The organism is Galbibacter sp. PAP.153 (assembly GCF_037029175.1).
Taxonomy (GTDB): Bacteria; Bacteroidota; Bacteroidia; order Flavobacteriales; family Flavobacteriaceae; genus Galbibacter; species Galbibacter pacificus.
Map to the genome: position 1 here is coordinate 35493 of NZ_JAZEUN010000011.1, position 17441 is coordinate 52933.

At 40.1% G+C, this 17441-nt stretch carries 8 protein-coding genes; 6 read left to right on the forward strand and 2 right to left on the reverse strand.

The window, feature by feature from the left end:
* The first annotated feature begins 234 nt into the window (after positions 1-234).
* From UXI14_RS08680 to UXI14_RS08705, 6 genes are all read left to right on the forward strand, one after another.
* A complete protein-coding gene (locus UXI14_RS08680) occupies positions 235-3327 on the forward strand; it encodes a TonB-dependent receptor (RefSeq protein ID WP_335965795.1) in 3093 nt (1030 codons plus the stop codon).
* An 11-nt stretch (positions 3328-3338) separates the two neighbouring features.
* Positions 3339-5288 carry a RagB/SusD family nutrient uptake outer membrane protein gene (locus tag UXI14_RS08685; protein ID WP_335965796.1) on the forward strand — a complete coding sequence of 650 codons (1950 nt, stop codon included), beginning with the start codon at positions 3339-3341 and terminating at the stop codon, positions 5286-5288.
* A 176-nt stretch (positions 5289-5464) separates the two neighbouring features.
* Positions 5465-8317 (forward strand): glycosyl hydrolase 115 family protein, encoded by a 2853-nt coding sequence (locus UXI14_RS08690; RefSeq protein WP_335965797.1) that lies wholly within the window; start codon positions 5465-5467, stop codon positions 8315-8317.
* A gap of 145 nt (positions 8318-8462) precedes the next feature.
* On the forward strand, positions 8463-9440 hold the full coding sequence (locus UXI14_RS08695) for a glycoside hydrolase family 43 protein (protein ID WP_335965871.1): 978 nt from the start codon (positions 8463-8465) through the stop codon (positions 9438-9440).
* 7 nt (positions 9441-9447) lie between these two features.
* On the forward strand, positions 9448-11373 hold the full coding sequence (locus UXI14_RS08700; RefSeq protein WP_335965798.1) for a sialate O-acetylesterase: 1926 nt from the start codon (positions 9448-9450) through the stop codon (positions 11371-11373).
* 96 nt (positions 11374-11469) lie between these two features.
* Entirely contained in the window at positions 11470-11664 is a 195-nt protein-coding gene (locus UXI14_RS08705) for a hypothetical protein (protein WP_335965799.1), read from the forward strand.
* Positions 11665-11887: 223 nt separating this feature from the next.
* Here UXI14_RS08705 and UXI14_RS08710 read toward each other — a convergent pair whose 3' ends face one another.
* Entirely contained in the window at positions 11888-16051 is a 4164-nt protein-coding gene (locus UXI14_RS08710) for a two-component regulator propeller domain-containing protein (RefSeq protein WP_335965800.1), read from the reverse strand.
* Positions 16052-16652: 601 nt separating this feature from the next.
* A complete protein-coding gene (locus UXI14_RS08715) occupies positions 16653-17321 on the reverse strand; it encodes an alpha/beta hydrolase-fold protein (protein ID WP_335965801.1) in 669 nt (222 codons plus the stop codon).
* Between the last annotated feature and the right edge of the window lie 120 nt (positions 17322-17441).

Below are 17441 nucleotides of genomic sequence, written 5' to 3' on the forward strand. Positions count from 1 at the left end.
ATAATTATTGTTATATAAAAGTTAATTTATAAGTATGTAACCTACCGAAAACTAAATGTAACAAAACGGCAATGAATACATAATGTAACTCCTAATTTTAAAATTATAAAGCATATCAACATAAGAAAACGTTGTAGTAGGTCAAAAAACCTTTAACCAACCTAGAAAGATATCCTTTATTAAAATGCATTAAACTAACTATAATTAAAAAGTCTAACCAAACAAATTAAATCTATGCAAAACTCAATTTTACGATTTTTTTCGAAAAAAAGTTATCGCTGGCATATCCTGCCCGGATACTTTTTAATATGGCTGCTGATGTCCATGAACACCGTTGATGCTCAATCATCGGTTACCGGAACTGTAGTAGACGATTCGGGAGTCCCTATCCCCGGCGTTAATGTTATTCTAAAGGGCAGCAACACTGGAACAACATCCGACTTCAATGGGGAGTATACCATTAATGTGCCCAATGAAAGTGCAATCCTTGTCTTTTCTTTTGTCGGTTTCGACACACAGGAAATCCCCGTTGGGAATAAAACCACCATCGATGTACAAATGGCCATAAGCACCTCTACTCTTTCAGAAGTAGTTGTAGTTGGTTACGGTAGCCAGCGCAGGGAAGATGTTACGGGTTCCATTGCTTCCATTAAAGGCGGACAATTACAAGAAGTCCCGGCACCAAATATCTCCCAAGCCTTGCAAGGAAGGGTTGCCGGTGTAGAAATGACCCCTACTTCTTCCAAGCCCGGAGCTTCCATGCAAATCCGTATCCGTGGTACACGCTCCTTAAATGCCAGTAACGACCCATTGATTGTTCTTGACGGAATCCCTTTTGCGGGATCTATTGGAGATATCAATCCCAACGACATTCAAAGTCTTGATATATTGAAAGATGCATCGGCATCGGCTATTTATGGGTCAAGGGGCGCCAATGGTGTTATCTTGATTACCACCAAAAAAGGACAAGTTGGACAAGAAGCCAAGATAACTTACAACGGATATTCCGGAATTAAGACCCTCTTCTCAAGGTTCCCGATGATGAACGGAGAAGAGTTTGCCGCCTTGCGTGCAGAAGCCGGTCAATATCAAAATACATTAGACGAATCAGACGATATCAACACCGATTGGCAAGACCTCATTTTTGAAACAGGAGTGCTCATGAGCCATGACATAGGAATTACCGGAGGCACACAAAAAGGTAGTTATAATTTTGGCCTCGGTTATTATAAAGATGATGGTGTTGTTCCCTTGCAGGAATACGAGCGTATTTCGTTACGGGCAAATCTTGACCAAAGAATCGGGAATATTTTTCGGGTTGGCCTAACAACCAATAACAATTATGCCATTACCGATGCCAGTGGAATACCCGCCGTTGGAATGGCATTGGGCAGATCGCCAATAGCAAACCCGTATAATGAAGATGGAAGCCTGAAAAATACCATACTTGAACAAACATCGGGGGCACAATGGGTTCCTACCAATGACCGTTTTTATTCTTTAGGCGATAAATATATTAATCAAAATAGGGCCTTTAGCTCTTATAACAGTATTTTTGGAGAAATTGAAATTCCATTCATAAAAGGGTTAAAATACCGGATTAATTTAGGACTTAACTACCGCCAAAGCAACGATGGAAATTATACAGGTGAAGGGGTTTTTAGCGGTAATCCGGAAAATGTGTCTACCGCTTCGGTAGCCAATTCGCATACCACCAGTTGGACCGTGGAAAACCTTTTAACTTACGAAAGGACCTTTGCCGAAAAACACAAACTTAACTTAACTGCATTATATTCATCTCAAGAGGAACGCTACAACAGGTCGTACATGTCGGCCATGGACATTCCATCAGATCATTTTCAATTTTACAACATTGGCCGGGCCGAAGGACAGATAAACGTAGATCCTGCCCAGCAATGGTATTCTGTATGGGGCCTAATGTCTTATATGGGACGGGCCATGTATTCTTATAACGATAAATATATGTTAAGTGCTACTTTCCGTTCAGACGGTTCGTCAAGATTGGCAGATGGGCATAAATGGCACTCCTACCCTGCCGTTTCCGCAGGATGGAACATTACCAATGAATCTTTTATGGAAAATAGTAGAAACATCGACCTGATAAAATTAAGGGTAGGTTATGGACAAACGGCCAATCAAGCAATAGATCCATATAAAACATTAGGGTTGCTCAATACAAGGCCTTATAATTTTGGCGATCAATTTACTACGGGTTATTATGTATCCGAACTTCCCAATGCCGATCTGGGCTGGGAATATTCCGAAACATGGAACTTTGGATTGGATTTTTCATTCTTTAACAACAGGCTTTCGGGAACTGCCGAATATTATATTCAAAATACAAAAGATGTACTGCTTGGGGTCAATCTTCCATCTACATCGGGTGTAAATAGTTATACCGCCAATATCGGGCAGACCCAAAACAAAGGGGTCGAGCTTTCCTTAAACGGTGTAATTTTTGACAATCCCAATGGGTTTACCTGGGAGGCCGGGTTAAATATCTATGCCAATAGAAACAAATTGGTGTCACTGGCCTCTGGACAAGAACGCGATGAAGCTAACTGGTGGTTTGTGGACCATCCTATTGATGTAATTTACGATTATGAAAAAGTGGGGCTTTGGCAGGAAGACGACCCTTATTTAGACATTCTGGAGCCCGGTGGGAATCCAGGAATGATTAAGGTAAAATACACTGGAGAATACAATGCAGATGGCACCCCGGTACGGGCAATAGGGGCCGATGACCGTCAGATTATGAGCCTTCAACCCGATTTTCAAGGCGGATTTAATACGCGCTTGGCCTATAAAAATCTAGACCTTACGGCGGTTGGGGTTTTTAAAAGCGGCGGGGTTTTAATTAGTTCGCTGTATTCATCTTCTGGTTACTTGAATACATTAAATGGTCGTGCCGGAAATAATGTTAAGGTAGACTATTGGACTCCTGAAAACACAGATGCTAAATATCCAAAACCTGGCGGAATACAAAGTAGCGACAATCCAAAATATGGAAGTACTTTAGGGTATTTTGATGCTTCTTTCTTAAAAGTGCGTACCATATCGTTGGGGTATAATTTTGATCAGGATTTTATTACAAATGCAGGAATAGACAGGTTTAGAATTTACTGCACCGTGCAAAACCCATTTGTACTTTTCTCTCCTTATCACGACGAATCGGGAATGGATCCCGAAACCAACTCCTATGGCGATGAAAATGTGGCCGTTGGTGGCCAAAGGCGCTTGCTCATAATCGGGACAAACACACCGGCAACACGCAATTATTTGGTGGGTATAAATCTAACATTTTAAAAAAAGGAACAATGAAACGTATATACAAAAAGAGCTTTATAGCAACAGCATTACTGATATTTTTCCTTGGATCGTGTTCTAAAGATATTTTAGAAGAACAACCTCGGAGTATTTACGAACCGGGATATTTTAAAACTGAAAATGGCGTTCTTGGTGGCTTAACGGCCATGTACGCACATTTACGGTATATATATGGGCAGGCCTATTACTATAATTCGTGCCTTACCGGTACAGATGAAGCCACCTATGCCCAAAGTGCCGATGGAAATTTTAAGGACATGGACCTTTCGGGCGTGGGGCAATTAACGGCCGCCACAAGTAGAGCCGATGTTCTTTGGGGTACAGCCTTTACCAATATTAATACGGCAAGTGGTATTATTGAAAATGCTTCTGAAGTTGAAAATATTTCGGATGCCCTTATTGCAGAAGCGCGCTTTTTTAGGGCTTTCGATTATTTCTTATTGGTGCAGACCTTTGGCGGTGTCCCATTAGACTTAGGTGCCGGGGAACTTAAATTCAATACTTCAACATCAAGGACTTCCGTTAGGAATACGGTTCCGGAAGTATACACAAAGGCTATTTTTCCAGATTTAGTTACTGCCGTTAACGACTTGCCCGTTGACGGACGCGTAACCGGCGGGGCTACCAAAACCCTTGCCCGGCTTTATTTGGCCAAGGCATACCTAACATACGGATGGTGGCTGGAAAACCCAAACAATATCCCTACATATCCAGAATCTGGCCGCACCGACCCGGCCGGTCATGATGCACAATGGTACTTTCAACAAGCCTACGATGTGGCAACGGCAGCCATAGACAATCCCGGGCCATTTATGTTACAGGAAACTTATTACGACGTAAATCTGGCCTCCAATGACAGAAATAGTGAAATATTGCTATATGCCGACCATACCGAAGATAGCGAACTGTACAATGGCGGAAGCCTTACATACGGAAGTGGTGCTGCCCCCGACAATTTTGCCGTTTGGATGATGACATGGAACTATACCAACCTTAAAAGCGCTTTAGATGCTGCTTGGACCCAAGAAGCAAGCTCTGTACAGAGAGAGGCCGCTCAGGCATACGGCCGTCCGTGGACCCGTATGTGCCCAACTATTGATGTTGTGGAAAATACTTTTGCCGATAAAACAACCGATTCCAGATACGATGGAACCTTTGTAACCACCTTTCGTGCAAACTGGCCAAAAGCAGGCCTTGATGCGGCTTTCATGTACGGCGCCAATTCAATGGAAATATACCCCGGAGATGCCGTATTAACTTTCTTGGACGAAGAGCCCTCGGGAAGCATAGACTATTCCAACACACAATACAATAGCGGAATCGGTGCCGGCGTATTGCCCGGCAGGCCAGACTTTGTAATTTCCCCGCAGGGAATAAGTAGGTTTACATATCCGGGGCTCTGGAAATTGGGTACCTATCGTACCGATAATGGTGATGGATTGGGGCAGCCTAATGCCGGAAGCACACGTCCTTTTAATATTGCCAAGTTTTCCGAACTTTACTTTGTAGCGGCCGAGGCGGCTGTTAAAGGAGCTTCGGGAAGCAGAAGTGCCCGCGATTTGATTAACGTTATTCGTGAACGTGCCGGAAAATGGCGTTGGGACAATAACGGAAATGAAGAAAAAATTGCCGATTACAGTGCCGATATGGCCAGTGCCACGCCAACAACTATAGACATTGATTATGTTTTGGCTGAACGCTCGCGGGAATTTTATGGAGAAGGATACCGCTGGTTCGATTTGGTTCGAACACAAAAGTGGGAAGAACTTGCTGCATCCTATACTATTTGCGGACCCGAACTTGGCAATCATACGCCTGAAACATTTACAAGGACCATTGAAGATTACCATTATTTACGTCCTATCCCCCAAGGGCAACTGGATGGTATGGAAATGACAGAGGCCGAAAAAGATGCTTATCAAAACCCGGGATATCAATAAGAATAATCAATCATCAGCAGTTGGATGTTAAATTGATTAGTTTATTTAGTTAGCGGATTGAAATAGAGCCTCTCTTGAACAGAGTCGCTCTATTTCTTTCTATTTTTAGAAAAATCATTCACCTAAAAAATAAGTAAGCATTTTTCTCTTATCAATAACCAACAGAATTTAAATTCATGAAAATTAACATTAAAGAAATACTCCTTATAGTTTTTGCTTTCCTTGTTATAAACAACCTACAATCACAGGAAAAATATGTGGTCAATACATCCATCGATAATGGTTTTGCCCTTGCTGAAAACAATAATGTTGCTCCTATTTTATATAGCGACATGGATTATAAAGGGGTGCAAAAAGTAATTTTGGACTTGCAGAAAGATATTGAAAGTGTTTCTGGGGCTACCCCAAAACTTTATACAGATATCGATAATTTGAAGGATTCTCCCATTATTGTGGGCACGCTAGGTAAAAGCCCTATTATAAATCAATTAATTGAAAAAAAGTTAATTGATGAATCCAGCTTGAATGGCAAATGGGAAAAATTCATTATAAAAACCATACAAAATCCATTTCCTGGAATTAAGGAAGCTTTGGTCATTGCAGGATCAGACAAACGTGGCACCATATACGGAATTTACGATCTGTGCACACAAATTGGGGTATCGCCGTGGCATTTTTGGGCTGATGTCCCCGCTAAAAAAGCTTCAAAAATTTATATAACTCCGGGAACACATACAATGAACGAACCTAAGATAAAATACCGAGGTGTCTTTATTAATGATGAAGCTCCGGCACTTTCGGGTTGGGTGTATGAAAATTACGGCTCTTTTAATGCTGAATTCTACAATAAAGTTTTCGAACTTATTTTAAGACTAAAAGGCAATTATTTATGGCCTGCCATGTGGGGGCGTATGTTTTATGTAGATGACCCAAAAAACAAAGACTTGGCCGACGAATATGGCATTGTAATGGGCACATCTCACCACGAACCGCTAACAAGGGCCCATGCCGAATGGAAAAAATTTGGAACCGGTGCTTGGGATTATAGCACCAATGCAAAAAATCTGGAAGCATTTTGGCGTGCTGGAATGGAAAGAATGGGAAATACAGAAACCATTGTTACCATTGGGATGCGTGGCGATGGCGACGAACCCATGACGGAAGGCACTGCCATTGAACTCTTGGAAAATATTGTAAAAAAACAACGGGGGATTATTGCAGATGTTACCCAAAAAGACATTACCAAAACACCTCAATTGTGGGCACTTTACAAAGAAGTACAGGACTATTACGACAAAGGGATGCGGGTACCCAAAGATGTAACCCTTTTGCTCTGCGACGACAATTGGGGGAATATTAGGAAACTGCCCGTCCCGTCTGATACGCTTCGCCCCGGTGGATATGGAGTTTATTATCATTTTGACTATGTTGGCGGACCGAGGAATTATAAATGGATAAACACCAACCAGATTGAAAGGACTTGGGAACAAATGCATTTGGCATACAAGCACGGGGTTAAAAACATATGGATTGTAAACGTGGGCGACCTAAAACCTATGGAACTACCCATTTCGTTTTTTTTAGATTTTGCATGGAATCCAGAAAAATGGAACGCTAATAACCTTCCGGATTATTATGTGCAATGGAGCCGCAGCATTTTTGGGAATATGCATGCCGAAGAAATCGCCGATATTCTTATGAAATACACAAAGTATAATTCCAGAAGAAAACCCGAGTTGCTTTCTGCTAAAACATACAGCATTGTTAATTATGGTGAATCCGACCGTATTCAAAAAGAATTTGAAGCATTATCTAACAAGGCAAAGCACATATATGAGAAAATTCCCAAAGCCTACAAAGATGCCTATTATCAATTGGTGCTGTTTCCGGTATTGGCAAGCGCCAATTTAAACAACCTATACATAGAAACGGCAAAAAACAATTATTATGCCGCTCAAGGAAGGGCGCTTACCAATGAAACTGCTAAAAATGTAAAAAATTTATTTGCCAACGATTCCATTCTCACCAATTATTACCATACAAGCCTAGCCAACGGAAAATGGAACCACATGATGTCTCAAACCCATATCGGGTATACTTCCTGGCAAGAACCCAGATACAATGTCATGCCAAAAATAAACCACATAACCATTAAGGATGAGGCTGCAATGGGCATTGCCATTGAAGGTTCCAACAATTGGTATCCAGAAATTAAGGAAGGATTGGAACTTCCCGAATTTGTATCTTATGGAAACGAAACGCATTTTATTGAAATCTTTAATAGCGGAAAAGAAAGCTTTAAATACAACATTAAACCTGCCAACAATTGGTTACGGTTTTCCCAGAGCAAAGGCACCATAAAAGAGCAAAAAAGAATATGGATAAGCCTACAGCAGGAAAAAATCCCGAATGGGCAACATGAAACCCATTTTACAATACAAAAGGGTACCGAACAAGTAAAGGTTAAAGTAAAGATTAATAACCCTCAACAAACAGATATTAATGGTTTTATGGAAAACGACGGTTATATTTCCATGGAAGCAAAAAACTATTCCCGCTCCGTGGGCACAGAAGATATAAATTGGATTACGGTACCAAACTTAGGGAAAACTTCTTCTGGGGTAACTACCCTGCCCGTTACCATTGGCATTGAAAAAATTACGGAAAGCTCGCCAAGGCTGGAGTTCGACTTTCATTCATTTTCTTCAGGTACGGTAAAAATCCATGCTTACTTCTCCCCCACGTTAAATTACAACCCAAGCATTGGCCACTATTACGGTATTGGCATCGATGAGGATGCCCCAAAGGTCATTAACTTTCATGAAAACGACAATGAACACAACTGGAACCAATTGGTTGCAAACAACATAAAAATTATAACAACCAAACTACCCCTTGATAAAGGAGACCATACCCTAAAATATTACATGAAAAACAGTGGTTTGGTGCTCCAAAAAATAGTCATTGAAACCCAACCGTTAAAAGAAAGCTATTTAGGGCCCGATGAAAGTGTTGAAATAAAAAAATAATTATTTTACTGATAACAAATATATGCACCATACACGCAACAGAATAAAAATAGTTTGGCTTCTTGCCATTGTTTTAACAGGATGCCAAACAACGGCCAAAAAGCAACAGGATACTAAAAATACTGCTCAGGCAACACCAAAAAATATGGAAACAGGTTCCCCAAAACCTTTAATAACCAACATGTATACCGCCGATCCCTCGGTACATGTGTTCAACAACAAACTCTATATTTATCCTTCGCACGATATCGACTCCAAAATTGCCAACGATGCAGATGGAAATCATTTTAATATGAGGGATTATCATGTTTTTTCCATGGACAGCATTCCCGGCAAGGTAACCGACCATGGAACGGCATTGGACGTAGACCAAGTGGCTTGGGCAAAAAAGCAACTATGGGCTCCCGATGCCGCCGAAAAAAACGGTACTTTTTTCTTTTATTTTCCCGCCAAGGATGCCAATAATGTTTTTAGGATTGGTGTTGCCACTGGAAAAAAGCCCGAAGGCCCTTTTAAGGCGTCAAACACTTATATCTCGGGTAGTTTTAGTATCGACCCTAGTGTTTTTAAAGATGATGATGGCAGTTATTATATGTATTTTGGCGGTATTATGGGCGGTCAATTACAAAAATGGACAACTGGAAGCTATGCTCCCGAAGATGTCTATCCGGCCGAAGACAGCAGTGCCCTCTGCCCCAAAATTGCCAAACTGTCCAGCAATATGATAAATTTTGAAGAACCCCCAAAAGACATTCAGATTATCGACAAAAACGGGAAACCATTGTTGGCAGGAGACCATGAAAGGCGTTTTTTTGAAGCAGCTTGGATGCATACATACAATGGGAAATACTATTTCTCGTATTCTACCGGAGATACACATAAAATTGTGTATGCCACTGCAAACAATCCTTATGGGCCATTTACTTACCAAGGCGTTATATTAAAACCTGTTGTTGGGTGGACCACTCACCATTCCATTGTAAAATTCAAAGGAAAATGGTATCTTTTTTTTCACGACAGTTCCTTATCAGAAGGAAAAACACATTTAAGATGCATAAAAGTTACCGAATTACATTATAACAAAGATGGAAGCATACAAACCATCGATCCATATTCAAAATAATAAGAACATGAAAAACCTAAGGCAAATTGTAGCTGTTTTATTCATTTTAACAACTTTCAATTTATCAAGTCAAATAAGCCTTCCCAAATTAATTTCAGATGGAATGGTATTGCAACGTGATATCCCCATAACGGTATGGGGCTGGGCTTCCGCAGAAGAAAACATAACTATTTTGTTTAAAGGAAAAACCTATCATACCAAAGCCGGCCAAAACGGGAATTGGGAAGTTGACCTTGAAGCAGGAAAAGCTGGCGGGCCCTATACAATGCGCATTAGTGGCTCGAATACCATAGAAGTAAACAATATTTTGGTGGGCGATGTATGGGTATGCTCCGGACAGTCTAACATGGAAATTCCCATGTCGAGGGTAAAACCTTTGTATGAAGCTGAAATTCCAAAGGCCAACTATCCAACGATTCGTTATTTTGAAGTACCTAAAACCTATAATTTTAGTGGAGAGCAAGAGCAAATTGATGGAGGGAAATGGTTAAATACCACGCCAGAAACCGTACTTAACTTTTCTGCAATTGCCTATTTTTTTGCAAAGGACCTAACAGAACGTTACCAAGTCCCTATTGGCTTAATCAATACTAGCTTGGGAGGCTCGCCAGCCGAGGCATGGTTGAGTGAAGATGCCCTAAAAAAATTCCCAAAAGCCTATAACGAGCTGCTGCTGTATAAAGACAGTACCTATGTTAACGGCATTATTTCCGGGGACCGGGAACGAATTGCCAATTGGTACAGGGAGGTAAACACCAACGATCTGGGAAATGCCCAACATTGGGAAACATTGAATATCGACTCGGCCAAGGATTGGACAAATATGGAAATCCCCGGCTATTGGAACGACCAGATAGAGACCCGCTTTAACGGCGTTGCATGGTACAAAAAAGCCTTTAAAATTTCCCCTGCACATAAAGATGTTTCGGGCAAGCTTTTGCTGGGCCGTATTGTCGATGCAGATTCTGTATTTATAAATGGTCATTTTATAGGCAATACCACATATCAATATCCGCCAAGGAGATATAATATCCCAGAAAACATTTTAAAAGAAGGTGAAAACCAAATTACCGTAAAGGTTATAAACGAACGCGGCAAAGGCGGATTTGTGCCCGAAAAACCTTATCAAATAGTACTAAACGATACTACCATTTCCCTTACCGGAACTTGGAAATTTAAAAAAGGGGTTGCTAAAGAACCTTTAAAACCGCAAACCTTTGTGCGATGGAAGCCCGCAGGCCTTTTTAACGCCATGATTGCTCCATTGCTAAACTATAAAATACAGGGTGTTATTTGGTACCAAGGAGAATCCAATACGGGCAGCCCTGACGAATACCAAGCCCTTTTTTCCACGCTTATCAACGAATGGAGGGCACGGTGGGAGCTCGGTGATTTTCCGTTCTTGTACGTGCAACTGGCCAATTTTATGAAGTCTACCACAAATCCCGAGGAAAGTAACTGGGCAATGTTAAGAAACCAACAATTAAAAACCTTAACAACCCCTAATACCGGAATGGCCGTAACGATAGATATTGGAGAGTGGAACGATATTCATCCGTTGAACAAAAAAGATGTTGGGCACCGTTTGGCACTCTTGGCAGAAAAAATTGCATATCATGAGAAAAACACGGTGGCTTCTGGACCCCTATATAAATCTTCTGAAATTAAGGGCAATAAGATTGTTGTTTCATTTAACGGCATTGGCAGCGGATTGGTAGCAAAGAACGGAGATTCCTTACATTCTTTTGCCGTTGCGGGAGCCGATAAAAACTATGTGTGGGCAAAAGCAACGATACATAACAATAAGGTAATTGTTTGGAGCAATTCCATAGCCAACCCAAAATATGTTAGGTATGCTTGGGCCAATAACCCAGATAAGGCCAATTTGTACAATAAAGAAGGGCTTCCCGCCAGTCCTTTCCAAACTGAATAGTACTTTAAGAATAGTTATTCTTGGGCAATAACAGGCTTTTTTAGGTATCTCATAATGTTGTTACCCCACCCAAAGGTGGTTCTAACCTGTTTGTAAATGGTTGATAGCCTCTTTAAAGATGCCTCATTGCCCTTGCAAAGAGCCTCCATGTGTCTCCCGGCACGGGTAATGGGGCATACTGGAACGGGGTATGCCCCTTTCTTTAAAGCCCCTACCCCCTACCGGAAGGATGCAGCAGCCCACCCAAAGGTGGTTCGAAGCACCTTTGGGTGGGCCAAGGAGTATGTTTAAATAGTCAATAGACATGTCCGAAAAGGGTACATACCCTTTATTTAGAGCCCCCGGCCCCATGCCGCAAGGGGGCAGATGTCGTTCTTTGTAGGCCCCGTACCCCCTTTTAAAATGGAGCAATGGGCATGACCAAAGGGGGAATAAGAGGCATAAAAAGGCCATACCCCCCTTGTTTATCCTAAAAAAGATATTTTGTGCTATGCCTTTAACATGGCCCACGTATCTAACTTGCCATGGATTCGTGCTCGTTTATATATTCTTTTTTAAGATGCGAATCTTTATACACTTTTGGCGAAACCCCATAGAACTCTTTAAAACTTGAAGAAAATTTAGAAACATGCGAGAAACCGGTTGCATAAGTCACTTCAGAAATACTTAAATTTTTGGTGGCCAACAAATCGCCGGCTTGTTTTAACCTGATGTTCCTCACATAATCACGCGCCGATTGATTGGTTAGCTCTTTAAGCTTTCTATATAGGTGAACCCTGCTTATACCAATTTCCCTGGCAATCATTTCTACGTTTAAATCGGGGTTGTCCAGGTTTTCGTTAATCAATTTTGTAACCCTATTGATAAGTTTTTCGTCGGCCGACCTAATTTGGATGGTCTCCAGTTTGTCTTCCGGGATTTGATTTCCGCCATATGTATTTTTAAGCATCTCCCTGTTATGGATTATGTTCTGGACGGTCTTCTTTAAAATCTCCAGATTAAACGGTTTGGAAAGATAGGCGTCTGCCCCGATATCGAGACCGATTATGTTGTCCTGCTCTCTGGACTTGGCCGTCAATAAAATTAATGGGATATGATTTACATTAATGTTCTTTTTTAATTTCCTGCACAAGGTAACACCGTCCATCTCCGGCATTTTTACATCGCTAATGATTAAATCCAACGGTTCCTGAAGAATAATCCCGTAAGCCTCTTTTCCGTTGGAAGCCTCTAAAATATGGTATTTTAAAGACAGCTCCCTTCTAAGGTAATTTCTTATTTCGGCATCATCGTCTATAAGGAGTATGGTGTGTTTCCCTTTACACGGGGCATCTTCCCCATTAGAAACACTATTGGTATTGAACAACGACAAAACGGGTTGCGGTTTGTAACACTTTGGAGCCACGGGGCCTGTTAATGGCAAATGGTCTAGTTCTTTAACATTGGCATTTGCCTTTTCCAGCGGTATTTCCATGATCAGGCTACAACCTTTTTGATCTTTATTGTTCTCTGCATAAACCTTTCCGTTATGTAAATTAACAATAGAGCGCGTTAAGTGCAGGCCAATTCCCGTACCCTCTTTTGGGTGCATTTCGTCTTGGGTGGCACGGTAAAAACGGTCGAAAATCTTTTCAATGGCATGTTCGTCAATGCCTTTGCCGTTATCTTTTACAGTTATTTTAAAACATTTCTTGCCTGCTTCATTTACAACACTTTCAAGGTTTATTTTAATGTGTCCGCCATTGGGCGTAAACTTAAAGGCATTGGATAGTATGTTCTGGATGGTCTTATCAAAATAATTGGGATCTATGGCTGCATACAATTCTTCTTGGTCGTTATGAAATTCCAGATTGATTTCCTTTGCCTTTTTCTGATCTTCAAAAAGGAAACAGATATCCTTTATTAAAGAGACCATTTCTACCTTTTGATACTTTAAGTCTATTTGGCCTTTATCAATTTTCCTCATTTCCATTAACTGATTGATTAAATGCAGGATACGTTCGGAATTTCGGTGCATGATACGGTATGCTTTTTGGCGATCGGGGTCTATATCGCTCTTCATCATTTTTTTCAATGGGTTTGTTATGAGCGACATGGGTGTTTTTATTTCGTGCGAAATGTTTGTGAAAAACTGAATCTTAGCTTCGTTTATCTGGTTTTCATATTGCTGAAGGCGTATTTTTTCTTTAATCTTATACCGTTGATGAATTTGGTTGTATATGGCCCAAGTAATTAAAACGACGATTATTGTATAGCAAATTTTTGCCCATAATGATAAAAACCAAGGCGGCCTTACAATAATGGTGAAGTTTTTAACCGGCGAAAACGACTTAAATTCTTTTGCCTTTACGCGCAAAGAATAGGTTCCCGGAACCAAATCGTTAAAAGTCAGCATGTTTGATCCCTGCTGAAGGCTTACCCATTCCTTGCCGTTGAGGTTATAAAAATAAGTTAACCGTTGGGGTTCTATAAAGTTGGTGGCCGCAAACTCCAGATTAAACGTATTGTCTTTATGCGATAAAAACAATGTATCGGCCTTCATGATATCTTTTTCAATAATGGCACGCCCGTTTGATTTTGTTGCCGTTGTTATCTCTTTGTTCTGCAAATAGCAGGCCGTTAACCTAATGTCGGGTATCTTTCCTTCATCGATAATCTGTTCGGGCTTAAAATAGGTAATGCCGTTAATTCCCCCAAAATATATGGCATTTTGGTCGTCGTAGGTAACTGCTCCTTTGCTAAACTCGTTTCCTTGAAGCCCGTCGTTAAAATAAAAATTGGTAAACTGTTGGCTCGCTTTGTTAAACTTAGATATTCCATGGTGCGTACTAATCCACAGGTTGTTCTGCCCATCTCCCTTAATGGCACATACCACATTGCTCGACAGGCCATCTTTGGTAGAAAAGTTTTCTAGTTTCCACGAGTTTTTGGGCTTGAGGAATATTCCTTCTGAAGTTCCTATCCATAAATTCCCTTCGGCATCTTCATAAAGTGAATAAATAATTTTATGCGCCAAAACCCGGTTAAGCCCATCAGAAAAAATAAAACTATTGGTTTCAAGGTCAAGGCAACTAAGTCCGTTGTACGTTCCTATATACAATTTGTTTTCTTTGGAATACAGCAGCGTATTGATCCAAAAATTCTGCATTTTATTGTTTGGGTTGTAAGACAGGCCAATGGTTGCCCCCGTATTCCTGTCCTTTATTTTCCCGGTCTCGAGGTCTAAAGAAAAAAGGCCCGAGCCCATGGAGCCTATCCATAAGGTTTTGTTGCCATCTTCGGTGATACTGTATATTCTTTCTACTTTATGTGAGTTTTCATCTTTTATTTCATAATTAAAGTTAAACTCACCGGTGCTTTTATTTAGCGAAGCTATTCCGTTTAAGTAAGAGCCCACCCAAACCGTATTGTTCGAATCTTCATAGATACTCATAATGGTTGTAACTTCTTTGTTGAGATAGTGTTTTTTTAAATTCCCCGCATTGTCCAGGCCGTAAACCCCATCTCCATCGGTACCCACCCATAAATTGTTGCTCCTGTCTTCGTGAATGGCCATAACACTATTGGATCCAATGGTGTTGTTGTTAATGGATTGATATCCTATATATTTAAAATTATTCGGTTTGTGTGGGATTAGGGCCACCCCTTTTTGGTAAATGCCCAACCATAGGTTATGCGACCTGTCTTTAATGATGGAGTGCACCTTGGTCTTGGAAAAGTCGAATTTGTTGATTCCCAGGCTAACATCTGAAAATGTTTCTGTATACGGATTAAAAACCTTCATCCCGCTGCTGTCGGTACCTATGTATATTTCATCAGGAGAATTTACATAAAGGGTCTTGATAGATAAATGGCATTGTGTATATGGTATTTTTTTAAAGCTTTTGCTCTTTGGTTCAAACTTGTACAAGCCTTCATTTAGCTTTCCAATATAAATATTCCCGTTGGGTGCCTGGCATATACTGGAGATATTGGCTTCCGACTCGTTTTTATAAAAATAGCGGGATATGGTGCCGTTTTCTGCAATACAATACACTCCTTTGTCTTGTGTTATCACCCAAAGATTTCTCTGTTTATCCTCAAAAAGCTTTTGAATAAACTCTGATTTAACAACTTCTACGGCTAATCTTCCGGCTACAACACCATTCTCGTTATGCAACTTAAATATACCACTCCCGGAAGTGGCAATTAACAGTTCACCATTTTTACGTTCCAAGATGGAAGAAACATGGCAATGTTCTTTTGATCCTTGCTTATCAAATAAATCAATCTCGCTAAAACTTTGTGTTCCCGTGTTGTATTGTTGCAGGCCATTGAAAAAACCGAACAGTAATTGCCCATTTAAAGTTTGGTACATACAACGTACGTAATTGTTTAAAATGGAGGTACTGTCCTTGGTGCTAAATTTATAGGTCTTAAACTTTGCCCCGTCGTACCTGTTAAGGCCGTCTTCGGTAGCAACCCAGATAAGGCCTTCTTTATCTTCCAGTACTTGATTGATAAGTGTACTTGAAAGCTTGTTGTCCGTAGAGTAAAACTTGGCGGTTTGAGCCGGAAGCTGAAGGCATATAAGCAAAAAACACAAATGCCATCCCTTGGCATGCCCTTTTGCTTTAAAAAACAACTTTAATGCGCTTTTATACATAAAAGTACAGGTTCTGGTTAGCGTATTTATCATGGGTGTAATTGTTAGTTTTAGCATTTGCAACATTGCACAAACGCAATCGTTTGCGTGATTCAATCAAATTAAATATGCATCAGTTCAAGGAATATGTTTTTTAAAAACTGCTTCATATAAAAAATCTTTTCAAACCGGAATGTTATGTAATGGTTAATTTGACTACAAGGTATGTTAATTTAATTATAATTCACAATTTTTTATCAAAAAAATATAAAATATAAAATTTTTAAGGGCTATTAATTGATATTATGATAATTAAATAGTGAAGTAAATATCGTTTTAATGGTATTGCATACCCATCTATAATGCATAAAATTGAAGAAGTAACCTATTGATAAGGATTGGTAACATGGAAATATAACCGAATACAAACAATGCATTACATTTGAATATTGAACAACGGCATCATTGCAAAAAAACTATTGAAGATTGTTTTTCCAATTATTGGGACTTGGTTTTAGAAATAAATAATTGTTAGTTTTTCAAGCCCAATAATTAATTAGCTAGTTAAATAGCGTAGGCTGTTCCATAAAAGGAGCAGCCTATTTTTTTGTTACTATAAATTTTCGACTTCAAGTTCAAAAAGCAAGCTTTAAAATTATTTAAAAAGCAATTGTGAAAAATGATAAAGGTCATTTTTCCAAACGTTAAAATCATGCACCCCCGGCTCGATATAATAAATGTGATCTACCTTATTTTCCAAAAGATAATCGTGCGTACGCTTGCTAAAACTTATTAAATCATCTTGATCGCCACAGGAAATCCATAGTAGCTTGATCAAGTTTTTGTCTTTTTCAGGATTAGGAAACAGTTCTTTTGGCGGCTTTGTGTTTGGCGCAGAAGAAAAGCCTCCAATCCAAGCAAATGTACTTAGGTTGTTCAACCCAAAGTTTAATGCCTGTCCCCCACCCATGGAAAGGCCGGCAATAGCCCTATCTACCCTTTGAGATTTGATGGGATAGTGTTGTTCCATATAAGGAATAAGGTCTTCCAGTAAATCATTTTCAAATACCGAGAAAGCTTCTACTTTATCGGGAGCAAAAATATTGCCTGTTGGGCGGTCGTCTTTCATTGCCCTTCCATTTGGAAATACAATTATCATGGGTTCCAGCTTTCCTTTTGCATACAAATTGTCTAAAATAACAGCTGCATTTCCGTTATGCATCCATTCGTATTGATCTCCTCCTATTCCATGAAGTAAATACAAAACCGGATACAACGTATTTACATTGTAGCCCGGAGGGGTATAAACCAATGCTTTGCGCAATACGTCAACGGTCTGGGAATTGTAAGTAATAGTATCGACTTTTCCATGAGGTACATTAACCTGATGAATGTCAAAATCTTTTGGAGGTTTAAGAAATTTTTATGGGGTCTGTGCCTCTAA

Bases quoted from the DNA above. Each gene is read 5' to 3' on its own strand.
- UXI14_RS08680 (WP_335965795.1), top strand. From the start codon at position 235: ATGCAAAACTCAATTTTACGATTTTTTTCGAAAAAAAGTTATCGCTGG.
- UXI14_RS08700 (WP_335965798.1), top strand. From the start codon at position 9,448: ATGAAAAACCTAAGGCAAATTGTAGCTGTTTTATTCATTTTAACAACT.
- UXI14_RS08705 (WP_335965799.1), top strand. From the start codon at position 11,470: ATGGTTGATAGCCTCTTTAAAGATGCCTCATTGCCCTTGCAAAGAGCC.
- UXI14_RS08685 (WP_335965796.1), top strand. From the start codon at position 3,339: ATGAAACGTATATACAAAAAGAGCTTTATAGCAACAGCATTACTGATA.
- UXI14_RS08695 (WP_335965871.1), top strand. From the start codon at position 8,463: ATGGAAACAGGTTCCCCAAAACCTTTAATAACCAACATGTATACCGCC.
- UXI14_RS08710 (WP_335965800.1), bottom strand. From the start codon at position 16,051: ATGATAAATACGCTAACCAGAACCTGTACTTTTATGTATAAAAGCGCA.
- UXI14_RS08690 (WP_335965797.1), top strand. From the start codon at position 5,465: ATGAAAATTAACATTAAAGAAATACTCCTTATAGTTTTTGCTTTCCTT.